Here is a 23,835-nt window from a genome sequence, read left to right on the forward strand (position 1 = left end):
AGCAGCCGTTTACGCTTGACTACCGTCATTGTTTCCACCCAGCCGCGCGGTTTCTAAAACCGCCAGTCAAAGGGTGGACTTTGCCGTTCATGGGAGAGATAAGCTTATGTACTTACGTCAAGATACGGTACCGGTTAAAGTCGGCAATCTAACGATTGGCGGCAGTAACGAAGTGATTATTCAAAGTATGTGTACGACGAAGACTGCTGATGTCGAAGCTACTGTTGCGGAAATACTAGGACTTGAAGAAGCTGGCTGCCAGCTTGTCCGGGTTACTGTCAACAACAAGGAAGCGGCGGAAGCGATTAAGGAAATCAAGAAACGCATTCATATTCCGCTAGTTGCGGATATTCATTTTGACTATCGTTTGGCACTGCTTGCTATCGAGAACGGCATCGACAAAGTACGGATTAATCCGGGCAATATCGGTCGCCGCGAACGCGTCGAAGCGGTTGTTAAGGCTTGTAAGGAAAAAGGCATTCCGATCCGGATTGGCGTTAACGCCGGTTCATTAGAAAACCATTTGCTAGAAAAGTACGGTTACCCGACGCCGGAAGCAATGGTAGAGAGTGCGTTGTTCCATATCGGTATTTTGGAGGAGCTCGATTTCCACGATATTATCGTATCTCTCAAAGCATCGGATGTTCCAATGGCTATTGCTGCGTACTCGATGGCGGCAAAAGTCATTAAGTATCCGCTCCACCTGGGTATTACAGAAGCTGGAACGCTGCACACAGGCACGATTAAGAGCTCCGCTGGTATTGGTGCTTTGCTCGCGCTTGGCATTGGCAACACGCTGCGTATCAGCCTTAGCGCTGACACGGTAGAGGAAGTCAAGGTTGCACGTGAGCTTCTTAAGACCTTTGGTCTAATTACAAATGCTGCAACACTCGTTTCCTGCCCTACTTGCGGTCGTCTAGATATCGATCTGTTTTCGATTGCAAATGAGGTAGAAGATTATATTTCAAAAATTAAAGTGCCAATCAAGGTTTCTGTGCTTGGTTGTGCGGTCAATGGTCCAGGCGAGGCTCGTGAAGCGGATATCGGTATCGCTGGCGCTAGAGGCGAGGGCATGCTTTTCCGTTACGGGGAGCTCATTCGCAAGGTGCCAGAAGCTGAATTGCTGTCTGAGCTAAAGAAGGAAATTGACGAAATCGTACGCGTTTTTGAAGCGACTGGCGAAATACCTGGCCGCAAGCATCATACACCTGCATAATCATTTATGAAAAGGTTTATTTACGTCATTTGCAGACGTGAGTAAGCCTTTTTTTTGTTGATAAAAAGGAGGGAAGTTTTGTTTAACTCTTCCTATGATAAATGTGATGTTAGGTTTATATTGAACTTTATTCATTTCGTGATAATAGGATATTCCTCAAAGTGACGAGCTTCGCTAAAGTAATTTCCCCTTTCCCAAGCCGAGGATTCAAAATAAAGAGAATTGCTTGTGAAAAATAACAGCATTAACGGTTATTACCACATCGTAGAGGCAATACTATTTTATACGCATGTTTATTAAGGTTAGCTATGTACATTGAAATCAACGAAGCAGGTCTAAGTTCTTCTCTTAAGCCTTCTTGTAGTTGCATGATGAGCTAGAAAGGTATGAAAATGAAGCAAGATATTTAATTATTATTTCCATTTAAGGATTATATTCCTGCGGAAATGATCGTTACTATTCAAATGGCTGCAGCCGTTTACGCTTGAAATATAAGAATGAAAATAGCTGATCATTTCCATAAGAATCTTATATTTCTACGTGAAACGAGCCTACACTATTTCATCGGCTACAGCTGTTTACGCTTGAAATATAAGGATGAAAATAGCTGATTATTTTCATAAGAATCTTATATTTCTACGCGAAACGAGCTTACACTATTTCATCGGCTACAGCCGTTTACGCTTGAAAGGAGCGGATTACTAATGAGTTTAAGTGTTGTATTAATGTTGATTCAAGTGTTTTTTGCAGTTGTTATCGGCTTGTATTTCTGGAATTTGCTGCGCAATCAGAAGACGAACCGCTCGGCCGTTGATCGCGAGTCTCGCAAGGAGATGGACAAGCTCAGAAAGCTTAGGAGTGTATCGCTTACGAAGCCTCTATCAGAGAAGACAAGGCCGCAGGCGATGCAGGACATCGTTGGTCAGCGTGACGGTCTGCGTGCCTTGAAGGCGGCGCTGTGCAGCGCAAACCCTCAGCATGTTATCATTTATGGCCCTCCAGGTGTCGGGAAGACCGCTGCGGCGCGTGTCGTGCTGGAGGAAGCCAAAAAAAATCCATCCTCGCCGTTTTTGCCTGAAGCGAAATTTACAGAGATCGATGCGACAACCGCTAGGTTTGATGAGCGCGGAATAGCTGATCCGCTAATCGGCTCGGTTCATGATCCTATTTATCAAGGTGCAGGTGCGATGGGTGTAGCAGGTATCCCTCAACCTAAGCCAGGTGCTGTGACGAAGGCGCATGGCGGGATCTTGTTTATTGACGAAATAGGTGAATTGCATCCGATTCAAATGAATAAATTGTTAAAAGTACTGGAAGATCGTAAAGTGTTTCTGGAAAGCGCGTATTATAATTCTGAGGATTCGAATATACCAGTGTATATTCATGATATTTTCCAAAACGGCCTGCCTGCTGATTTCCGTCTAGTCGGTGCAACAACGCGGTCGCCGCAGGAAATTCCGCCAGCTATCCGTTCGCGCTGTATGGAGGTGTTTTTTCGTCCGCTGCTTGCTGAGGAAATTGGCTTAGTGGCTGAAAACGCAGTGAAAAAAATCGGCTTTGCACCTTGTCCTGAAGCGATCGATGTCGTCAAGCGATATGCGACGAACGGACGTGAGGCGGTTAACGTCATTCAGCTTGCCGCGGGTGTTGCTCTATCCGAAAAAAGGGACAGCATCGCTGCGGGCGATATTGAATGGGTTGTGAACAGCAGTCAAATTCCACCGCGTCCTGATCGCAAGGTGCCGGATGCACCGCAAATCGGTTTCGTAAATGGCCTTGCTGTATATGGTCCGAATATGGGCACGCTGCTCGAAATCGAAGTAAGCGCAATTCCTGCTGCTTCTGGCAAAGGTTTGTTTACAATTACAGGCGTTGTAGACGAGGAGGAGCTTGGCGGAGGATCGCGGACGCTAAGAAGAAAAAGTATGGCAAAGGGCTCAGTCGAAAACGTAATTACGGTTTTGAGACGTATCGGGCTTAATCCTCAGGACTTTGACTTGCATATCAACTTCCCTGGCGGTACGCCGATTGATGGCCCTTCTGCCGGTATTGCGATGGCAACAGCTATTACATCAGCAATTAAAGGCATACCAATTGACAATAAACTGGCTATGACAGGTGAAGTTGGCATACATGGAAACGTAAAACCAGTTGGCGGCGTATTAGCTAAAGTTGAGGCAGCTTTCCAAGCTGGTGCTAAAACAGTCATTATCCCAAGGGAGAACTGGCAAGCGATTTTTGCAGACTTGGAAGGTCTTAAGGTCATTCCTGTCGAAAAGGTGGAAGAAGTGTTCAAGTTTGTGTTCCCAGATACTGAAGTGTCCCCTGTGCGGGTCGAAGCTCCGCTTGGAACCGATCTTTTTATCGCTTCAGCCGTTCCGTATTTGCAGGCTGATTCCGTAGAATGATAAACTAGGGTAGACGTTAACAATTGGAGGTGCTGGTGTGGGACCTAGTAAATCGAAAGGTCGTCGGCTGCCCTTGCTTCCGCTTAGAGGGCTACTCGTTTATCCCAGCATGGTGCTCCACCTTGATGTGGGTAGGGACAAATCGGTTCGAGCGTTAGAACGCTCGATGGTCGAAGATCATATGATATTGCTTTGTTCACAGTCTGAAGTGAACATTGAGGAGCCGACTGAGGAAGATATATATAAAGTTGGCACCATAGCAAAAGTAAGGCAAATGCTGAAGCTGCCTAACGGCACGATCCGTGTGCTGGTGGAAGGCGTATCGCGTGCTGAGATTTTGGACTATTTGCCGAACGACGAGTTTTATGAAGTATCTGTAAAAGAATTGCCGGAGCAGGAGACGGATGATCCTGAAGTCGATGCGCTTATGCGCTCGGTCTTAAACCAATTCGAGCATTATATTTCATTATCGAAGAAGGTTACGCCTGAAACCTACGCGGCGGTTTCCGACATTGATGATCCGGGCCGCCTTGCGGATGTCATTACAAGCCATCTTTCGCTGAAAATCAAGGATAAGCAGGATATTCTTGAAACCGTAGATGTCGGAGCTCGACTAGAGAAGCTGCTCGACATCTTAAACAACGAGCGTGAAGTGCTGGAGCTCGAGCGCAAAATAAACCAACGCGTCAAGAAACAGATGGAAAAGACGCAAAAGGAATATTATTTGCGCGAGCAAATGAAGGCGATCCAGAAGGAGCTCGGCGAGAAGGAAGGCCGTGCTGGCGAGGTCGAGGAGCTGCGTGCGCAGCTGGCCGAGGCAGGCGTGCCTGATCTCGTGAAAGAGAAGATCGAGAAGGAAATTGATCGACTCGAGAAAATGCCGTCCACCTCTGCAGAAGGCGGCGTTATTCGCAATTATATCGATTGGCTGCTTTCTTTGCCTTGGAGCAAAACGACCGAAGATGATTTGAGCTTGAGCAAAGCCGAAGCGATTCTTAATGATGACCATTATGGCCTAGAAAAGCCGAAAGAGCGGGTGCTTGAATATTTGGCGGTTCAGAAGCTTGTCAAGCAGCTAAAGGGTCCAATCCTATGCTTGGTAGGCCCGCCGGGTGTTGGTAAAACCTCGCTTGCCCGTTCAATTGCCAAGTCGCTTGGTCGTAAGTTTGTGCGTATCTCGCTTGGCGGGGTGCGAGATGAAGCGGAGATCCGCGGTCACAGGCGGACTTATGTAGGCGCTATGCCAGGAAGAATTATTCAAGGCATGAAGACAGCAGGTTCTTCAAACCCTGTATTTTTGCTGGATGAGATTGACAAAATGGCGATGGATTTCCGTGGAGATCCAGCTTCAGCACTTCTAGAAGTGCTCGATCCGGAACAAAACAACACGTTCAGCGATCATTATGTAGAAGTGCCATTTGATCTATCTAATGTGATGTTCGTAACGACCGCGAATGCGATGCACAATATTCCTCGTCCGCTGCTTGATCGGATGGAGGTCTTGTATATTCCAGGATATACGGAGCTTGAGAAACTGCAAATCGGAAATCGTTACCTATTGCCGAAGCAGAAAAAGGAACATGGCTTGACCGAGGAGCAGCTCATTGTCTCGGAAGACGTATTGCTCCAGCTGATTAGGGAATATACGAGAGAATCCGGTGTTCGTAATCTAGAGCAGCAAATTGCAGCAGTGTGCCGTAAGGCAGCGAAACGATTTGTTGCAAATGAGCAAACGGAATCCACCGAGCCATTTGAAGTTACGAGTGAGGAGCTCAAGGAATTGCTGGGGCCATCGAAGTTCCGTTATGGCCTTGCTGAGAGCGAGAATCAGATCGGAGCGGTGACTGGTCTTGCGTGGACTGAGGTAGGTGGAGATACGCTTGTCATTGAAGTCACAGTAATGCCGGGTAGCGGAAAACTAACGTTAACTGGTAAACTAGGTGATGTCATGAAGGAATCTGCTCAAGCGGCATTCAGTTATACACGCTCGAAAGCGATTGAGCTGGGCATTGACCCAAGCTTTCATGAGAAAAATGATATTCATATTCATATTCCAGAGGGTGCGATTCCAAAGGATGGTCCATCAGCCGGCATTACGATTGCAACTGCGCTTATCTCCGCGCTTACAAACCGCTATGTGGATAAGGAAGTAGCGATGACGGGCGAAATTACGCTCAGAGGCCGCGTGCTTCCGATTGGCGGTTTGAAGGAAAAATCGCTGGCAGCACATCGTGCAGGCATTCGCAAAATATTGTTGCCGAAAGAAAATGAACGGGATCTAGGGGATATTCCCGATAGCGTACGACATGATATGCAATTTTTTCCTGTCAGTCATATGGATGAAGTGCTGCAGCATGCGTTGCTTCCGGTTCAAACGGAAGAGAAAGCAGGTACAACGATTTTATGAAAATTACACAAGCAGAATTCATCATCAGCGCAGTAAAACCACATCAATACCCAGAGGACGCCTTGCCAGAGATAGCTCTGGCAGGGCGTTCGAATGTCGGAAAATCTTCATTGATTAATAAACTTATTTTACGCAAAAACTTAGCTAGAACGAGCTCGCAGCCCGGCAAAACGCAGCAGCTTAATTACTACCGCGTGAATGACCTTATTTATTTGGTTGATTTTCCGGGGTATGGCTATGCTAAGGTTTCGAAAACTCAGCGCTTGCAGTTTGGCGAAATGATCGAACGTTATATCCGTGACCGTGAGCCGCTTAAGCTTCAGCTGCTGGTCATCGATATTCGTCATGAGCCGTCTTTGCTCGATCAGCAAATGTACAAATGGTTGAAGCATTATGAAATCCCGACATGCGTCGTTGCGACCAAGGCGGATAAAATTCCGAAGTCGAAATGGGACAAGCATATTAAAATGATCAAAAAAACGCTTGAAGTCGACCCAAGCGATTCCGTCGTATTATTCTCGTCTGAATTAGGGCTTGGACGCGAGCAACTATGGGACATCATAACCGAAGCGATTGCTACATGAGGTAGCAAGACCAGCAAGTTATTCTATAAAGCAGAGGATTTAGTGAAATAGTCGGCTTTCCTCGTGAATTCTTCCGTTATTTTGTGGAATATGCGAGAATATCGGGGATGAACGACAGGAATAAAATGATAAGATCACGTATAATATACTTAAGCAACAAGACCAAAGTTAAAGACCAAAGCGTGCAAGTTCAAAGAATTGAGGAGATTTTTATGGCTAAGCGGCTAGCCACAGAGTATGTAAATGCCAAACTGCAATTGACGAATGAAGAGATGGCTGAGTTTATCCGTTCATTTGAAGAGCAACAAATACACCTTCAGGTGTTGGTGCTTGACAATGGGAATCAGGAGCTCGTTCTCGAAGATGTAGCAGGGAGGGAAGAAGTCCGACTGACCTTTGAACGTCAACAAGACTATTACGTGTGCGTATTATCTTGCCGTCTTGTGCAACCGAGGCTGACCAATGCTATGCGAAAAGCTCTTTCAGCTTTCCGTGGCAACGCGATCGTCAACCGAATCTACAGTCATTATACGATGATCTATCATTATAAGAATGGTTCCGTTCACCAAATTGTCGAAAGCTCGAGCACAGGGGAGCGCATTGTATTCGAATTCAAGGATACACTTGGCCAACTGGAGCGTGTGTTCCAAAGTCGTTTGATCGAGCGGGAAATCGGATTGTTAAGCAATGCAGTCAATGAATTGCTAGATCTTCGCAACCAAACGAAGGATGCTGAAGAAATTAGCAAAATCGATGAGCGTTTAACCGATCTGACTCGCAAGCTCTTCATCCTTGAAGCTTAAACCATTTAGGAAATCTTGATTAAAGAGGCTGCTTTCGCAGCCTCTTTTTTTGTTTTCAAAATATTGCATCTATGAAATTTGCAACATTTTGCGTGTTTAAACAGTTAGTATCAGGGTAAGGCGAGTGGATAGCATCTTAGTTTTTTATACAACAAGGAGATGAATAGGAATGAATCAAACCAAACGATTTAAACAATTTGCTATCGGAATATCATTTGCGATCGCATTATCTTTAACAGCGTGCAGCAATAAGGATACAGGAGCAGATCAAGTGCCGCCGCCGGCAACAGCGATGCCGAGCAATCAGCCAGAGACAAGTACACCGGCCTCACCGGACACGAGGCCAAGCGTCCCGCCTTCTGAACAGCCTAATGAGCAACCAGGCGGCAATGGCGCTGAGGAGCCGTCTAGCGGCTCTGAGGCCGGAGAAACGATCAGCTCAGTCTATGCGCTTGCGAAGGAAGGCAAAGTTCCAGGCTCTGATTATGCAGCTCATATCGCATTATATGATGATATAGAGAAAAAATGGGGCAAGCCTGATACCAACGAATCCGCTGGGAAAGGGATGTATGCTGCCTACAAAGATAAAGGGATTACATTTGGATACAACAAAGGCATGCTTGTTTATGATGTAAGATCTTATTCGAAAAAGCTTCAAGGCATTACATTGAAAGACATAGAGATTGCGCTTGGGTCTGCTGATGAAAAAACGGTTAACGGTACGGATGACATTTATACGTATGAGGTCAATAAACAATATCAGCTTAAATTTATTTTGGCTGAAGCAACCGGCAAGGTGGATCACATCTCTGTATACAGTCCGCAGGACGCAAAAAATAATATGGCGGGATGATCGCACAGCCCATTGCGAGATAAGCTTCAACGTCATACATTGAAAACGGGGCTGGCAATGAAAGGTTATTTCCATCCTTTAGAAAAAAAGTATTGCAATTATCCCGGATAGATGTTATTTTTATTCTCGTTGAAAAGATTGTTGATGTTAATAATAGGAACCAGGATTCACTCAGGACATTGTTATGTTGCGAGAGATTAATCCCTCGAGAAGTGAATGACGTAGGTCCTAGCGGATGAAATTTTTCAAACATTTTATTCCTAGGAAGGGGGAACCGGAAGATGGAATACTCAACTTTCGGAAGACACGTTGCTGTTGATACTTGGGGTGTAGACTTTGATCTACTGAACAGCGCTGAATTTTTGCAATCACACATGGTAGAGGCTGCAGAGGCTTGTGGTGCTACTGTATTGTCGGTTCAAGCCAAACAATTCGATCCTCAAGGCGCAACTGTGCTCGTGCTGCTGTCGGAGAGTCACCTCTCGATTCATACGTATCCTGAGAGAGGTTTTGCTGCGCTTGATTGTTATACTTGCGGCGAAACTGTAGATCCTCAGCTTGCGATCGACTACATGCTCGCTGTACTGAAGCCAAAAGCGACGTATGCGAAGAAGCTTGTACGCGGTATGGGCGAACTGCAAGTAGAAGAGCCAAAAATGAAACAAACTGAGCTCGTTTAAGAGCTTTAAAACTTATTGCTCATAGCGAAATAACCATGGATGGTATCCATGGTTATTTCTTTGTAGTAAAAGGGAATAATGAGTCTGTACTTTTCAAATATTATTCATAAATGAACATTATCTGAATGTTTTACTATGCTATAATTATCGATAACATCAATGCTTGATCGCTTAAAGAGAAGGAGGCAGGTGACCGCGCATGCACATTATCGCAGTAGGACTGAATTACCGAACGGCTCCCGTAGAAGTAAGAGAACAATTTGCGTTCGCAGAACGGGATTTGCCGGAAGCATTAATACAGCTCATTCAGACACAAAGCATAATGGAATGTGTCATAGTAGCGACCTGCAATCGGACGGAGCTTTATGCAGTTGTAGATAGGCACCATCTATGCGGGCATTACATTCGAAGCTTTATGGAGAAGTGGTTTAAGCTGCCTAGGCAGAACTTCACCAACCATTTATATATGTATGAGGACGAGAAGGCGATTGATCATTTATTCCGTGTAACGAGCGGACTTGATTCCATGGTCATCGGCGAGACCCAAATTTTGGGACAAGTAAAAACAGCTTTTCAGCTCGCGCAGCAGCAGAAGACGACAGGTACAGTTTTTAATATGCTGTTTAAACAGGCGGTTACGATGGCCAAGCGTGCCCATTCCGAAACGTCGATTGGCGAATCTGCTGTTTCTGTGAGCTATGCTGCCGTTGAGCTTGGGAAACGGATTTTCGGACAATTCAACAAAAAAACGGTTATGGTCATTGGTGCGGGTGAAACGGGCGAACTGACTGCCAAGCATCTGTACACGAATGGCGCAGATCGCGTCGTTGTTGTAAATCGCACCTATGAGCGGGCAACACAGCTGGCAGACAAGTTTAATGGAATCGCATGGTCGATGGAAGAAGCGGTAGATAAGCTTCATGAAGCAGACATTATTATCAGCTCCACTGGCTCGAAAGAATACGTGTTAACGCGCAAACAGGTTGCAGAAGCTATGCAGCGTAGAAAAGCGAAGCCGCTCTTTATGATTGATATTGCGGTACCGCGTGATTTGGACCCTTCGATTGCTGCCGTTGATAATGTATTCTTGTATGATATTGATGATTTAGAGGGCATCGTGGAAAGCAATCTCGCGCATAGGCGTCAAGAGGCTGCCAAAATTGAAGCGATGATTACCGAAGAAATTGAAGTGTTCGAGCAATGGTACAAAACGCTTGGCGTTGTTCCCCTTATTCGAACTTTGCAATCCAAAGCAGCAGGCATTCACGAGGAAACGATGAACAGCTTGACGAATAAATTGCCTGATCTCGGCGAGCATGAGCTTAAAGTAATCCGTAAGCTTACAAAAAGCATCGTTAACCAAATGATGCAGGATCCTATTTTACGAATTAAAGAAATGGCTGGCGAGAAGCGGGCAGACGAAGCGATGGATATGTTCGTTAAGCTGTTTGCACTCGAGGAAGATCTTGCTAAAGCGCGTCAAGCGGAGCTTGAAGCGGCAACAGATACTGTCGCTGCTGCAAAAAAGAAAAATGTTCAACCCCATGCAGCTGCGGCGGTATTAGCACCTATTACAAGGTAGAGGGCTGCTAGGTGGAGGAGCTATGGAGACGCAAAACTTTTTATATGATGCGATACTTTATATTTACGCCCTGAGCCTGCTGTTTTATTTCTCCGACTTCATGAATGCAAGTCGGAGAGCGAAACGGATGGGTACAGGGCTGCTTATTTTTGTTTGGGTATTACAGACTGGTTACCTTGTTACTCGCATCGTATCTCATTTGCAAATGACGGAAGTATCAACCTTTGAATACTGGTTAGGCTTTTCTTGGCTTTTAGTTACCATTTCGCTAGTGATCAGTCGATTTATTAAAATTGATTTCATTGTGTTTTTTGTAAATGTTGTTGGTTTTGCGGTGTTGGCGCTTAACCTGTATAGTGACCCTGGAAATGGCGAGTCGCTTAAAGTTTGGGAAACAACAAGAGAGCTATTATACATTCATATCAGTCTTGTTTTGCTTGCGTATGCTGCATTAACCATAGGCGCTTTGTTCGCCGGCATGTATTTGTTTTTGCATAATCAGCTAAAACGAAAGCGCTGGTCAAACTTTGTGCGCAGATTGCCAAGCCTCGATATGATTGAGCGTTATGGAGATCGAGCAGTCATTGTTGGCGTTCCATTGTTTGCAATGTCGCTTGCGATTGCGGTGACGTCCATACTTGTCGAAAGACGGTTTGCGTTGTTGATTGACTGGAAGGTACTGTCTTCCTTTGGAACCTTGGTTATGTACATTATTTATGTGTACCAGAGAGCGATGCTCAAACGTCCCGGATTGCAATTGGCCCGCTTTTATATTATTTCGTTTGGTTTGCTGCTTCTGAATTTGTTTACTAATTATTTCTCCTCCTTTCATTAACGAGAATTGACTGCTGGAGGCAAGGACGGCAATGAATGGTTTATATCCAATTTTCATGCAGCTTATAGGCAGACGCTGCGTTATTATCGGCGGCGGAAGCGTGGCACAGCGAAAGCTGCAAGGGCTGCTGGCTGCTGGAGCGGATAAAATATGGGTCATCAGCCCGTCATTAACTCCTCAAATCGTGAGTTTGGCTTCCGAAGGGAAAATCCGCTGGTTCCAGCGAGAGTACAATGATGGCGATCTTGCGGGAGCATCGTTAGTGTTTGCGGCAACAAACGATAAACGTTTAAATGCGGAGATTGCGGCTGCGGCCGATCAGCTTGGCATTTTAGTAAATGCGGTGGATGATGCGGACAAAGGCTCGTTTATTTCACCTTCGATTGTCAGGCGTGGAGATTTGCTGCTGGCGGTTACTGCTTCAGGCGCAAGCCCGGCGTTGTCTCAGCAAATAAAGAAAGAGCTTGCAGCGCTTTATGGCCCGGAATACGAAGAAATAACGATAGTATTGCGACGCTTTCGGGAGAAAGTGTTAAACAGCTTGCTTGATGAACAGGAGAGACAATCCGTGCTGAAGCTTGCGGCCGAAGAGGCAGCGACGCTAAAGCGGATCAATATTGATATGGATGAATGGCTGCAAAGCCTGCTTCATCGGATAGACAGGGGGCTTACATAATGGCAACAACTAACCAAGGACAACGAATTATCGTGGTAGGAACAAGGCAAAGCGCACTTGCGCTTACACAAACGGGACAAGTGATCGATGAACTGACACGCATAAGTGAGAAGCATGGGTTTGATTATAAGTTTGAAGTAAAAAAAATAGTAACAAAAGGTGATCGCATACTTGATGTTACGCTGTCTAAAGTAGGTGGAAAAGGGCTGTTCGTTAAGGAAATTGAACAAGCACTTGCAGATGGTGTAATTGATTTGGCCGTTCACAGCATGAAGGACATGCCTTATGAGCTTCCGGAAGGGTTAATAAATGGAGCAATTCCAAGACGCGTCGATCCTAGAGATTGCCTTATCACTCGTGAAGGCGGCGGATTGTCTGAATTGCCTCTAGGCGCGAGAGTGGGAACGAGCAGCCTGCGCAGATCCTGCCAGCTTAAAAACGCGAGACCTGATCTTCAGCTTGAGTCCATAAGGGGCAATATAGATTCCCGTATTCGCAAATTAGAAACCGAAGGATTCGATGCGGTTGTACTTGCTGCAGCTGGACTGAAGCGCATGGGATGGGAAGATCGCATATCTGCGAACATTCCTGTTGATGTATGCTTGCCTGCTGTAGGACAAGGCGCACTTGGCATTGAATGCCGCGAGAATGATGAACAAGTTCGAGAGCTGCTTTCCCTTCTTAACGATGATGAAACCGAGGTTACGGTACGAGCTGAGCGAAGCTTCCTCGGTTCACTGAATGGTGGATGTCAGGTGCCGATAGGCGCATATTGCACATTAGGTGATGAGCTCCCGGGCCAAAGCGGGAAACATGAGCTTATCCTGACGGGCATGGTCGGATCGCCGGATGGAGCAACGCTGCTGAAAGAAGTGATGAAGGGGATTGATCCTGAACAGCTTGGCCGTGATGTTGCGGATGCGCTCATTGCACGCGGCGCAGACCGTATTTTAGCTGAAATTGGGGGATGACGGGCTTGGACAAGGGGAAGGTATACTTAGTTGGCGCCGGACCGGGAGATCCGAAGCTGATTACGGTGCGCGGACTGCAATGCTTGGAGGAATGTGAGGTTGTCGTTTACGATCGCTTGGCAAGCCCGAGATTGCTCCGGTACGTGAAGCCGGGAGCGGAGAGAATCTACGTCGGCAAGCTGCCGGACCGTCATACGATGAAGCAGGAGGAAATCAACCAGCTTCTTGTCGATTTGGCGCTGCAAGGCAAGATCGTTACACGTCTGAAAGGCGGAGATCCTACGATTTTTGGACGAGTTGGAGAAGAAGCCGAGCTTCTTTATGATAACGGAATCGAGTTCGAAATCGTGCCAGGCATTACCTCGGCAATCGCAGTTCCCGCTTACGCGGGCATTCCAGTCACACATCGTGATATGGCATCATCCTTGTCCATTATTACGGGTCATGAGAGTCCGGATAAGCTTGACCGCTCCATTCATTGGGATAAAGTTACGAATGCTACGGGAACCCTTATTTTTCTAATGGGTGTCGCCAAAATAGGATATATTTCTGATCAGCTCATGAAGCACGGCAAGCCGCCGCAAACGCCAGTTGCGCTTATTCGCTGGGGAACGAGAGTTGAACAGCGTACCATTGTTGGCACGCTGGAAACCATTGAGGGGATTGTCAAAGCAGCGAATTTTCAGCCACCTGCTGTCATTGTGGTAGGCGACGTTGTACTGCAGAGAGAGAAGCTGAAATGGTATGAGAACAAGCCGCTATTTGGCTTGCGTATACTCGTTACACGAGCTAGAGCACAGGCAAGCGAGCTAGCTGAACAGATTGAAACGCTTGGCGGGGAGCCTTGCGAGTTTCCAGTTATTGAAACGATTGAACCAACGGACCCCGTTGTTGTAGCTAACTTAAAGGAACAGTTGGAGCAGGCAGAACAATATGAGTGGCTGATGTTTACGAGCGTAAACGGCGTGGAGTACTTTTTTGAATGGCTGCGTAAATTTAATATCGATATTAGGAGATTTTTTGGTGCGAGAATTGCAGCAGTTGGTCCTAAGACAGCTGAGGCGCTTGCAAAGCGCGGCTTAGTAGTTGATGAGCTGCCTGTAAAGTTCCATGCGGAAGGCTTGCTGGACAAGCTGGCGCCGCAGCTGAAGGCCGGAGAACGAGTGCTGCTGCCTCGAGGAGATCTTGCACGCGAGGTATTGCCCCGTGAACTGAAGGCAATAGGACTTGTGCCAACGGAAATCGATGTTTATGAAACGGTTATTGTCGATGAGCAGGACGAGCTTGCCCTCGAATGGATTCGCGAGAAAGAAATTCACATGATTACATTCACTAGTTCATCAACGGTGACCAATTTGCTTGAGGTATTGAGACGCAAGGGCATATCAGATCCAGTACAACTATTAGCGGACATTCCGATTGCGAGTATTGGCCCGCTTACAACGAAGACTGCAGTAGAAGCAGGCTTGAAGGTTGCTATTGAGCCAGAAGATTCAACGCTGGATAGTATGCTTAAAGCAATCGTTGATTATCAGCAAAAACAACTTGCTAAGCTAGTCGAGGAGGAATACTAAGTGATGAGTTTCCCAACAGTAAGAAATCGCAGATTACGCAAAACGTCTGCTCTTCGGAGCATGGTAAGAGAAACCGTGCTGAGTGTAAATGATTTTATATATCCGATCTTCGTTACGCATGGTGTAAATATAAAAGAAGAAATTCCATCAATGCCGGGTGTATACCACCTGTCGATGGATCTTTTGGAGCAAGAGATTCGTGAAGTGGTTGCTTGCGGCATTCAATCAGTGCTGCTGTTCGGCCTTCCAGAATATAAAGATGCTTTAGGATCTTCGGCTTATGATGCGAACGGTATCGTTCAACAAGCGATAAAAGCAGTGAAGAAATGGGCGCCGGAGCTTGTTGTTGTCGCTGATACTTGTTTATGCCAATTTACCGACCACGGTCATTGCGGCATCGTACATTTGCATGAGGAAACAGGCATAGCGGAAGTGGATAATGACTCCTCGCTTGATCTGCTCGTACAAACGGCTGTATCGCAAGCGGAAGCAGGAGCAGACATTATCGCACCTTCCAATATGATGGACGGCTTTGTGCTTGCTATTCGTGAAGGTCTAGATGATGCTGGCTTTAGTGATGTTCCGATTATGTCTTACTCTGTTAAATTTTCTTCGGCTTACTATGGCCCTTTCCGTGATGCCGCACATTCGGCTCCACAATTCGGCGACCGCAAAACATACCAGATGGATCCAGCCAACGTACGCGAGGCGCTTCGTGAAGCAGAGTCGGATATTGCTGAGGGCGCCGATATGCTAATGGTCAAGCCTGCTCTAGCTTACTTGGATATTTTGAGACTGCTTAAGGATAAATATAATTTACCGGTTGTCGCTTATAACGTAAGTGCCGAATACTCGATGGTGAAAGCCGCTGCAGCTAATGGCTGGATTGATGAGCAATCGATCGTTCTTGAAACCTTGCTAGGCATGAAGCGTGCTGGTGCTGATCTCATTATTACGTACCACGCAAAGGATGCGGCACGTTGGTTGAAGGGAGAGGGGTAAGCAGATGAGTGAACAGTCGAACCTTAGAAATGATGCGCGCTCAGTAGAAGCTTTCGAAAGAGCGAAAAAAGTAATGCCAGGCGGTGTAAACAGCCCGGTTAGAGCATTCAAATCAGTGGGCTTGAACCCTGTCTATATGGAGCGGGGAGAAGGCAGCCGCATTTATGATATCGATGGCAACAGCTATATCGATTATGTAGCATCATGGGGCCCTCTCATTATGGGGCATGCCCATCCTGAAGTTATCGAAGCAATTAAACGTACGGCAGAGAAGGGGACAAGCTTCGGCGCCCCAACAGAGCTTGAAACATTGATGGCTGAGCTTGTTTGCGAGCGAGTACCTTCAGTTGATATCGTTCGCATGGTTAACTCCGGTACGGAAGCGACGATGAGCGCCATTCGGCTTGCTCGCGGTTATACGAAACGAAGCAGGATTTTGAAATTCGAAGGCTCATATCATGGTCATGCGGATAGCTTGCTCATTAAAGCAGGCTCAGGCGTTGCGACGCTTGGCTTGCCTGACAGCCCGGGTGTGCCAGAGCATGTAGCTTCGCATACGATTACGGTACCATACAACGATATTGAATCGGTAAAGCTTGCTTTCGAAAAATTCGGTGAGGAAATTGCTTGTGTCATCGTTGAACCGGTAGCTGGCAACATGGGCGTTGTTCCGCCATTGCCTGGTTTCCTGCAAGGGTTGCGCGACATTACAACGCAATACGGTACGGTTCTTATTTTTGACGAGGTAATGACGGGCTTCCGTGTTGGTTATAACTGCGCGCAGGGACTTTATGGTATTACGCCAGACCTTACTTGCTTCGGCAAAGTTATTGGCGGCGGCTTGCCAGTCGGCGCATACGGCGGCAAACGGGAGCTTATGGAGATGATTGCACCGAGCGGACCTATCTATCAAGCGGGAACCTTATCAGGCAATCCGCTTGCGATGGCGGCAGGTTATGCAACATTGAATCTGCTAACCCCTGAAGTGTATGAGCATATGGAGCGTCAAGCGGTTAGGCTGCAGCTTGGTTTTGAAGCGAATGCGCGCAAACATGGTATTGCAAATACGATTAACCGTGTTGGATCGATGGTTTGTCCGTTCTTCACGGATACGTTTGTCATCAATTTCGAAACGGCAAAAACATCCGATCTAGAGCGGTTTAAGGCTTATTTTGCGGCGATGCTTGATTTGGGTGTAAGCATTGCTCCTTCACAATTTGAAGGCATGTTTGTTTCCGGGGTTCATACGAATGAGGACATAGATGCGACAATCGAAGCGCATGATATTGCGTTTAGCCGCTTGTAATATCGCTGTATTTTGAAATGAAGGTAAGAGGCTCGTAAGGAAGCGAAGTTGTTTTTTGCTTCGTTTACGATTGGGAGGAACGTTATATGATTGATGGTCGGATGAAGAGGAATGGACAATGGCTGGAGCTAGAATGGCTTGCTCTTGGCGCTGCGTCCTCTGATACCATTAATCCTGAATCGGAAAAGGATCCGGCAGCAACGCCGGAGCTTGCGCAGCCGCGGGCTGGCAGTCATCCGCACCTTGTGCGTCAGTGGCTGCTGGCCCGTTCCTTTTTTCCGCAGAAGTGGATTAATCGGTTGTTTTCAATTGGAGGCATTCAGTGGAACGGGGAGCAGCTGCAGCTGCTTGCTTTCCCGCCAGTAGATCCGCGAAGTGATGCTTCATATCGTCACTTGCGAAGGGATACTAAACTAAATGTGCCAGATGTGTTATATGAAGACGATTTCTGCATCGTATTTGACAAGCCTGCTGGCATGGCAGTGCATGGATCATCTCCGGGTCAAAGCGGAACGCTCGATGAGGCGGCGGCATGGCATCTTTTGAGCCAAGGCGATCCGCTGAATATACGTCATATCCACAGGCTGGATGATGATACGTCTGGTCCCGTTCTATATGCCAAAAATGATTTGGCCCAGTGGAAGCTTGATGAGGCGATGAGAGCGAAAGCGATAGACAGACAATATATGGCTGTCGTTCAAGGCCGGATGTCAAAGCCTTCGGGTACGATCAATATGCCAATAGGGAAGGATCGACATCACCCGGCAAGGCGCAGAGTTTCAGAAAACGGCGATCTAGCAATTAGCCATTACGAGGTTGTGGCAGCAAGTTCTCGATCGTCACTAATCCGTGTAAAGCTCGAGACGGGACGAACGCATCAAATTCGGGTTCATTTAAGTCATATCGGACATCCGCTGCTTGGAGACGGTTTGTATGGAGGAAGCACAGCACAGTTGAAGCATCAAGCGCTGCATGGGGAAAAGCTTGTTTTTCCTCATCCTCTGACCGACTCGCTAATAGAAGCAGCCTCGCCTTGGCCGCAATGGCTGAAGCAGCTTTCAGTAGAGATGGAGTTCCGTTCAAAATGATAGTCATGCTCCTGCCCAACCTACCATATAGATAAGTAGTGAATGTAACGTTAGACCAAGCATTCAGTATGAGAGGGGAGGATTTAGGCGTGTCGGATCAAACGAACGGATTACGATTTGATGTGTATGAGCGCGTCCACTTGCCCGATGATGTTGCGGCAATTGACGAGTTGGAGGAAATTGAGCTTGTTCCTCGTATTCAAGTTATCGATCAAGGGGACCATGCCGTGCTTAGAGGGCAGCTTCTGCTTAGCGGGGTATATAGGAGTCAAACTGATTCCGAAAACTCCCTGACGCTGGAGCACTGGATACCGGTCGAAATAACGCTGCCAATGAACCGCATATCACGGCTGGATGATATTTCGATTGAAATTGACAATTTTGACGTCGATCTTTTGTCTGCTCGCACATTAAACATTACGGGTGTTCTTTCTTTGCGCGGTATTTCTGCTCAGCCTATTCAGGAGCCGGAGGACATTTGGCGAGAAGAACCTTTTACTGTCATTCATCAACGGGAAGTTTATGATGAACGAGCCTTGGAAGCTTTTAACGGTCAAAATGCCGCTAATGAACAATCGTACATAGCGGAAGAGCTTGAGTTTGCTGCGCAAGAGGAGATTTCAAACGAGACAATAGCCGATGCATCGGATGAGCCTGAGGAAGCAACAGTAACCATCTCTTCCTCATCGTCAGGCGGAGGCTGGTCATCTTCGCAGTTATTCGCATCTCCTGCTCCGCAGGAAGAGGATGTGGAGCGCCAAGAAGATGAGAGAGAAATTTCGCTATCTTCTCAGCAAACAAGCAACGAGGGCTGGTTAGCAACATCCTCGCCGTTTGCAAATGATTCCGCAGTGATTCCACCAGTTGAAGCAGCAAGCGAGCAAGTACTGGCGGAGGAACGTGAAGAGCCGGTACAAATCGATGCTCCAATAGCTCCAGTAGCAGAGGCTATCCCGCAGCAGAGTCTTATTCCAGAGCAGGAAAAGCAGGAGCCGCGTATCGCAATTACAAACAAGCAGCCGCAAGAGGGTTCTGGTTTGGCAGGAGATGTCGGCATTCTCACGCTGCTTCAGACGAGCCGGCGTGAACAAGCAGCACGTCAGGCGGCTGAACAGGTAGTCGCTCAGCAGCGGGCAGATGAGGAAGCTAGAGTACAGGCTTCCGGCGATGAGATTGAGTGGAAAAACTTATTTCTGGGCAAACGCTCGGAAGATAAGGAATTTAAGAAAATTCGGATGTGTATTGTGCAGCGGGACGAGACGCTTGATGTCATCGCTACACGCTATAGCATGAATCCGAGAGAAATTGTAATGTATAACCGTTTGGACGACTCAAGCGTGTCGGAAGGACAGCTGTTATACATTCCATAGAGGCTTCTATAACGAAAATGCCCTTATTGCTCATTAATTTGAGCGATAGGGGCATTTCTTGCTTCTGCCGAGGTTGACTCAGGTCAGCAACAAAGGTATGATAAAAGTATATATGTGTTATAACGACATTGATGGGGAATAGTAGGCAGCAAAGCCTTCAGAGAGTGGAACCGTTACGCTGAGAGGTTCTGCAGGAAGTGACTGCTACGAGTCGCCCCGGAGTTGCCTGAGCCAAGTAGGAGCAACCTGTGCTCTACCGAAGTCAGGCCGGCCGCAGCCGTTATCTGTTTGAGTGCCATGCGGATACATTTCGTATGGAACAAAGGTGGTACCACGGAAGCTTAACCTTTCGTCCTTTATGATAAGGGCGGCAGGTTTTTTTTGTTTTTGTAGATCGATTTATGGAGGATGGACGAATGTCAGAAAATCAAACGACAACTGCAATGCCGACAACTTATGATCCTAAGGCAGCTGAGCAGAAATGGTACGATTACTGGATGCAGGGAAAATTTTTCGAGGCAGGCAAACGACCGGATGCACAGACGTATACGATTGTTATTCCGCCTCCTAACGTTACCGGAATGCTGCATATCGGGCATGCGTTAGATTTTACCCTACAAGATATTTTAATTAGAACGAAGCGTATGCAAGGTTTCGACACGCTATGGGTGCCAGGAACTGACCATGCGGGCATCGCGACGCAAACAAGAGTTGAGCAGAAGCTGCGTGAGCAAGGAATTTCGCGCTACGACCTAGGTCGTGAAGCATTCCTAGAGAAAGTATGGGAGTGGAAGGATGAGTACGCAAGTACGATTCGCGATCAATGGTCGAAGATGGGACTTTCCCTTGATTATTCGAGAGAGCGGTTCACTTTGGATGAAGGCCTCTCCAAAGCTGTACGCGAGGTTTTTGTTAAGCTCTACGATAAGGGCTTGATCTATCGCGGCAAAAAAATCATTAACTGGGATCCTGCTGCACGCACAGCTCTTTCAGATATTGAGGTAGAGCACAAGGAAATCAATGGACATTTGTATCACTTGAAATACCCGCTTAAGGACGGTTCAGGCTTTATAACGGTTGCAACGACACGTCCAGAGACGATGCTCGGCGATACAGCAGTAGCGGTTCATCCAGAGGATGATCGTTACAAGCACTTGATTGGACAAATGATCGTGCTTCCAGTCGTTGGACGCGAAATTCCAATTATTGCAGATGAGTACGTGGATAAGGAATTTGGTTCAGGTGCCGTAAAAATTACGCCTGCACATGATCCAAATGATTTTGAAGTTGGCGAGCGTCACAGTCTGCCGCAGATCATTGTGATGGATGAGACAGGTACAATGAACGCTGAAGCTGGTCCTTATCAAGGTCTCGACCGTGCGGATTGCCGCAAGCAGCTCGTTATGGATTTGCAGGAGCAAGGGGTATGCGTGGAAATCGAAGATCATGTGCATCAAGTTGGTCACAGTGAGCGCAGCGGCGCCGTTGTTGAGCCATATTTGTCTACACAATGGTTCGTTGCAATGAAACCTCTAGCTGAGGCTGCAATTGCAGCTCAAAAGGCTGGCAAAGGTGTCAACTTCGTACCTGAGAGATTCGAGAAAATATATTTGCACTGGATCGAGAACGTACGCGATTGGTGTATTTCGAGGCAGCTATGGTGGGGTCACCGCATACCGGCTTGGTATGATGAGACGACAGGTGAAACACATGTATCCCGTGAGAATATGGAAGGCGATCACCTTACCCAAGATAATGACGTGCTTGATACGTGGTTCAGCTCCGCATTATGGCCGTTCTCTACGCTAGGCTGGCCGGATGAAACGAATGACCTGAAACGTTATTACCCAACGGATGTACTCGTAACGGGTTATGACATCATTTACTTCTGGGTATCCCGAATGATTTTCACAGCTCTTGAGTTTACAGAGCAGTCTCCGTTCAAGGATGTGCTGATGCACGGACTTGTCCGTGACTCCGAAGGACAAAAGATGTCCAAGTCGAAGGGCAATGGTGTCGATCCGCTTGAGGTAATCGAGAAATATGGCGCAGATGCTATGCGTTATATGATCTCGACAAGCAGCACGCCAGGTCAGGATTTGCGTTTCCGTTGGGAGAAGGTTGAGCAATCGCGCAACTTTGCGAACAAGATTTGGAATGCATCACGCTTCGCACTGATGAATCTTGAAGGGGTTGAAGCAGCTGATATTGATATCACTGTTAATCTCGGAACAGCGGATCGCTGGATTTTGCATCGTCTGAATGAAACGGTTCGTGATGTAACTCGATTAATTGACAGCTATGAGTTCGGTGAAACTGGACGTCTATTGTATAATTTCATTTGGGACGATCTTTGCGACTGGTACATTGAATTCGCTAAGCTTAGCCTTTACAGCACAGATGAAGCAGCTAAAAAAGCTACGCAATCGGTACTTGCTTATGTGCTAGACCGTACGCAGCGTCTTATTCACCCGTTCATGCCATATATCAGCGAAGAGATTTGGCAGCATCTGCCTCATGTTGGCGATACGATCACTTTGGCAGAATGGCCGGTTTATGATATTGCGCTTGAAGCGCCGGACGCTGTGAAAGAGATGGAGCTCCTGATGGAGATGATCCGTTCAGTGCGCAATATCCGAGCAGAAGTAAATGTTCCGATGAGCAAAAAGATTGAAATGCTTATTAAGCCTGCTAGCGAGGCTGAAGCTGCTATTATGTCCCGCAACGAAGAATTTATTAAACGTTTCTGCGGTACGTCAAGTTTGGAGACTGGCCTGCACATTAGTGCGCCGGACAAAGCAATGACTGCGATTTTAACTGGTGCTGAGATTTATTTGCCGCTTGCCGGCTTAATCGATATCGCTCAGGAAATCGCTCGTTTAGAGAAGGAACATCAGCATTTGAATACCGAGGTAGAGCGGATTGAGAAGAAGCTCAGCAATGAAGGCTTTGTGGCAAAAGCGCCAGCTAAGGTTATCGATGAAGAACGCGCCAAAATGAACGATTATGCAGACAAACGCGACAAGGTACTAGCTAGAATTGCGGAATTGCGCGGATAACGCTGCAAAACGGAAGAAGGACGATTAGTATGACAGATCAACAAATAGAGCAGCGGCCTGCAGGGCCGCTGCAATCCTACCGGGAAGCGGTAGATTGGATTACTGGGCTAATTCCATTCGGTATTCGTCCAGGCCTTGATCGGATCGAGCAATTGATGGAACGGCTGGATAATCCGCATCGCAGATTAAAGTTTATCCACATTGCCGGGACGAATGGGAAAGGGTCTACTTGTGCATATTTGACGAGCGTTTTGCTGCGCGGCGGATATGATGTAGGCACATTTACATCGCCATATATAACGAAGTTTACGAATCGTTTTCAATATAACGGCATCGATATCGAAGAAGAGACGCTGCTTAGACTTGCCAATGAGCTAAAACCTCATGTTGATGAGCTTGCTCAGACAGAACTAGGCTCGCCAACGATGTTTGAAGTATCAACAGCGCTGGCTATTCTTTTTTATGCGAAGGTCACTTATCCCGATTATGTCGTGTGGGAGACTGGACTTGGCGGCAGGCTTGATGTGACAAATATCGTTCAACCGGTTGTTTCCGTCATTACGAATATTGGCCATGACCATATGGATAAACTCGGCGATACGATTGCTGCAGTTGCGAGCGAAAAAGCTGGCATTATTAAAGCAGGAATACCGGTCATTAGTGCGGTTACTCAGCCTGAGGCAATTGAGGTTATCAAGCAAGCAGCTGAAGGCAAAAAAAGCACGCTATATTTGTTAGGTGAACAATTCCATGAAACGGCAATCTCGGTTCGAGAGAATGAGCAAACTTTCCGCTTCGACAATCTGTTCCGCAGCATCGAGCCTTTGACAATCACGCTAAATGGTGCCCATCAACGGACGAATGCAGCGGTTGCTGTCATGACGCTTGAGATACTTCGCCAATATAATGCACTGGTCATCGAAGATGATGTACTGGCGGAAGGACTTCAAAAGGCTGCGTGGCCGGGACGACTTGAGATGGTTTCTAATCAGCCTCGTATTTTGGTCGATGGCGCACATAATCCAGAAGGTGCAGAGTCACTCGTGGACGCTTTAAAAAATACTTACAAATATGATCGGTTACATCTTATGATGGGTATGCTGGAGAATAAGAATCATCAGGATGTTCTTAAGCATATACTACCAATAGTGGATACGCTTATTGTGACCGAGCCTGACTATCGAATGAAAAAAGATGCCTCTGCTTTGGCTGATTTGGTACGTGAAATGCGTCAGCAACAGCCAGATCAGTACGCTTTCGAGCTTGTGGTGGAATCAAACTGGCAAGCAGCATTACAAAAACTACAACAGTTAACCGGGGAAACAGACCTTGGAGTCGTGACAGGCACGCTATATTTAATTGCTGACGTTCGCTCCCGTATTTTGTATGACTCGGATTCTGAAAAAGGTTGGTGAACCGTC

Annotated in this window: 18 protein-coding genes and 1 other annotated feature; all 18 genes read left to right on the forward strand. The window is 46.9% G+C overall.

The genetic code is table 11. From position 1 onward, the window contains the following. Positions 1-106 precede the first annotated feature (106 nt). The 18 genes from ispG to AC0VYE_RS09235 all read left to right on the forward strand — a co-directional run bounded on the left by ispG (position 107) and on the right by AC0VYE_RS09235 (position 23,829). Entirely contained in the window at positions 107-1,216 is a 1,110-nt protein-coding gene (ispG, locus tag AC0VYE_RS09150; RefSeq protein ID WP_076271650.1) for a flavodoxin-dependent (E)-4-hydroxy-3-methylbut-2-enyl-diphosphate synthase, read from the forward strand. A gap of 704 nt (positions 1,217-1,920) precedes the next feature. Continuing rightward, the gene (gene lonB, locus AC0VYE_RS09155) at positions 1,921-3,624 is read left to right on the forward strand and encodes an ATP-dependent protease LonB (RefSeq protein WP_339207835.1); all 1,704 of its coding nucleotides are present in this window, start codon (positions 1,921-1,923) and stop codon (positions 3,622-3,624) included. A gap of 37 nt (positions 3,625-3,661) precedes the next feature. Then, entirely contained in the window at positions 3,662-6,031 is a 2,370-nt protein-coding gene (lon, locus tag AC0VYE_RS09160) for an endopeptidase La (RefSeq protein ID WP_076271652.1), read from the forward strand. Then, positions 6,028-6,615 (forward strand): ribosome biogenesis GTP-binding protein YihA/YsxC, encoded by a 588-nt coding sequence (gene yihA / locus AC0VYE_RS09165; RefSeq protein ID WP_076271653.1) that lies wholly within the window; start codon positions 6,028-6,030, stop codon positions 6,613-6,615. The genes lon and yihA overlap by 4 nt, the downstream gene beginning before the upstream one ends. Before the next feature lie 212 nt (positions 6,616-6,827). Then, positions 6,828-7,418, forward strand: a complete 591-nt coding sequence (locus AC0VYE_RS09170; protein ID WP_339207840.1) for a non-ribosomal peptide synthetase module — start codon at positions 6,828-6,830, stop codon at positions 7,416-7,418. Positions 7,419-7,587: 169 nt separating this feature from the next. After that, a complete protein-coding gene (locus tag AC0VYE_RS09175) occupies positions 7,588-8,271 on the forward strand; it encodes a YjgB family protein (RefSeq protein ID WP_076271655.1) in 684 nt (227 codons plus the stop codon). A gap of 281 nt (positions 8,272-8,552) precedes the next feature. Then, entirely contained in the window at positions 8,553-8,951 is a 399-nt protein-coding gene (gene speD / locus AC0VYE_RS09180; protein WP_054027216.1) for an adenosylmethionine decarboxylase, read from the forward strand. Between the two features lie 199 nt (positions 8,952-9,150). Beyond that, a complete protein-coding gene (hemA, locus tag AC0VYE_RS09185) occupies positions 9,151-10,533 on the forward strand; it encodes a glutamyl-tRNA reductase (RefSeq protein ID WP_076271656.1) in 1,383 nt (460 codons plus the stop codon). A 22-nt stretch (positions 10,534-10,555) separates the two neighbouring features. Next, complete coding sequence (locus AC0VYE_RS09190; RefSeq protein WP_076271657.1) at positions 10,556-11,368, forward strand: cytochrome C assembly family protein; 813 nt, start codon at positions 10,556-10,558, stop codon at positions 11,366-11,368. Between the two features lie 31 nt (positions 11,369-11,399). Then, positions 11,400-12,044, forward strand: a complete 645-nt coding sequence (locus AC0VYE_RS09195) for a precorrin-2 dehydrogenase/sirohydrochlorin ferrochelatase family protein (RefSeq protein WP_475447373.1) — start codon at positions 11,400-11,402, stop codon at positions 12,042-12,044. Then, positions 12,044-13,015 (forward strand): hydroxymethylbilane synthase, encoded by a 972-nt coding sequence (gene hemC, locus AC0VYE_RS09200; RefSeq protein WP_339207845.1) that lies wholly within the window; start codon positions 12,044-12,046, stop codon positions 13,013-13,015. Before AC0VYE_RS09195 ends, hemC begins: the two co-directional genes overlap by 1 nt. Positions 13,016-13,020: 5 nt before the next feature. Next, complete coding sequence (gene cobA / locus AC0VYE_RS09205) at positions 13,021-14,589, forward strand: uroporphyrinogen-III C-methyltransferase (RefSeq protein WP_475447375.1); 1,569 nt, start codon at positions 13,021-13,023, stop codon at positions 14,587-14,589. Positions 14,590-14,592: 3 nt separating this feature from the next. Beyond that, a complete protein-coding gene (gene hemB, locus AC0VYE_RS09210; protein ID WP_076271668.1) occupies positions 14,593-15,591 on the forward strand; it encodes a porphobilinogen synthase in 999 nt (332 codons plus the stop codon). A 4-nt stretch (positions 15,592-15,595) separates the two neighbouring features. Next, on the forward strand, positions 15,596-16,897 hold the full coding sequence (gene hemL, locus AC0VYE_RS09215) for a glutamate-1-semialdehyde 2,1-aminomutase (RefSeq protein WP_076271661.1): 1,302 nt from the start codon (positions 15,596-15,598) through the stop codon (positions 16,895-16,897). An 86-nt stretch (positions 16,898-16,983) separates the two neighbouring features. Next, positions 16,984-17,985, forward strand: a complete 1,002-nt coding sequence (locus tag AC0VYE_RS09220) for an RluA family pseudouridine synthase (protein WP_475447378.1) — start codon at positions 16,984-16,986, stop codon at positions 17,983-17,985. An 89-nt stretch (positions 17,986-18,074) separates the two neighbouring features. Next, positions 18,075-19,355: a LysM peptidoglycan-binding domain-containing protein gene (locus AC0VYE_RS09225; protein WP_475447380.1), complete on the forward strand. Its 1,281-nt coding sequence runs from the start codon at positions 18,075-18,077 to the stop codon at positions 19,353-19,355. A gap of 119 nt (positions 19,356-19,474) precedes the next feature. Next, positions 19,475-19,715 (forward strand) — a binding site (T-box leader). 56 nt (positions 19,716-19,771) lie between these two features. Next, positions 19,772-22,414, forward strand: a complete 2,643-nt coding sequence (locus AC0VYE_RS09230; RefSeq protein ID WP_475447383.1) for a valine--tRNA ligase — start codon at positions 19,772-19,774, stop codon at positions 22,412-22,414. Between the two features lie 29 nt (positions 22,415-22,443). Then, complete coding sequence (locus AC0VYE_RS09235; protein ID WP_475447385.1) at positions 22,444-23,829, forward strand: bifunctional folylpolyglutamate synthase/dihydrofolate synthase; 1,386 nt, start codon at positions 22,444-22,446, stop codon at positions 23,827-23,829. The last annotated feature ends 6 nt before the right edge of the window (positions 23,830-23,835 follow it).

The organism is Pristimantibacillus sp. Z349TD_6, assembly GCF_056173205.1.

What these genes read in the sequence shown, in the direction of transcription:
- hemL (WP_076271661.1), top strand. Translation starts at nt 15,596, where the DNA reads ATGAGTGAACAGTCGAACCTTAGAAATGATGCGCGCTCAGTAGAAGCT.
- AC0VYE_RS09230 (WP_475447383.1), top strand. Translation starts at nt 19,772, where the DNA reads ATGTCAGAAAATCAAACGACAACTGCAATGCCGACAACTTATGATCCT.
- ispG (WP_076271650.1), top strand. Translation starts at nt 107, where the DNA reads ATGTACTTACGTCAAGATACGGTACCGGTTAAAGTCGGCAATCTAACG.
- AC0VYE_RS09170 (WP_339207840.1), top strand. Translation starts at nt 6,828, where the DNA reads ATGGCTAAGCGGCTAGCCACAGAGTATGTAAATGCCAAACTGCAATTG.
- hemA (WP_076271656.1), top strand. Translation starts at nt 9,151, where the DNA reads ATGCACATTATCGCAGTAGGACTGAATTACCGAACGGCTCCCGTAGAA.
- AC0VYE_RS09190 (WP_076271657.1), top strand. Translation starts at nt 10,556, where the DNA reads ATGGAGACGCAAAACTTTTTATATGATGCGATACTTTATATTTACGCC.
- lonB (WP_339207835.1), top strand. Translation starts at nt 1,921, where the DNA reads ATGAGTTTAAGTGTTGTATTAATGTTGATTCAAGTGTTTTTTGCAGTT.
- hemB (WP_076271668.1), top strand. Translation starts at nt 14,593, where the DNA reads ATGAGTTTCCCAACAGTAAGAAATCGCAGATTACGCAAAACGTCTGCT.
- AC0VYE_RS09235 (WP_475447385.1), top strand. Translation starts at nt 22,444, where the DNA reads ATGACAGATCAACAAATAGAGCAGCGGCCTGCAGGGCCGCTGCAATCC.
- yihA (WP_076271653.1), top strand. Translation starts at nt 6,028, where the DNA reads ATGAAAATTACACAAGCAGAATTCATCATCAGCGCAGTAAAACCACAT.
- speD (WP_054027216.1), top strand. Translation starts at nt 8,553, where the DNA reads ATGGAATACTCAACTTTCGGAAGACACGTTGCTGTTGATACTTGGGGT.
- AC0VYE_RS09195 (WP_475447373.1), top strand. Translation starts at nt 11,400, where the DNA reads ATGAATGGTTTATATCCAATTTTCATGCAGCTTATAGGCAGACGCTGC.
- AC0VYE_RS09220 (WP_475447378.1), top strand. Translation starts at nt 16,984, where the DNA reads ATGATTGATGGTCGGATGAAGAGGAATGGACAATGGCTGGAGCTAGAA.
- AC0VYE_RS09175 (WP_076271655.1), top strand. Translation starts at nt 7,588, where the DNA reads ATGAATCAAACCAAACGATTTAAACAATTTGCTATCGGAATATCATTT.
- hemC (WP_339207845.1), top strand. Translation starts at nt 12,044, where the DNA reads ATGGCAACAACTAACCAAGGACAACGAATTATCGTGGTAGGAACAAGG.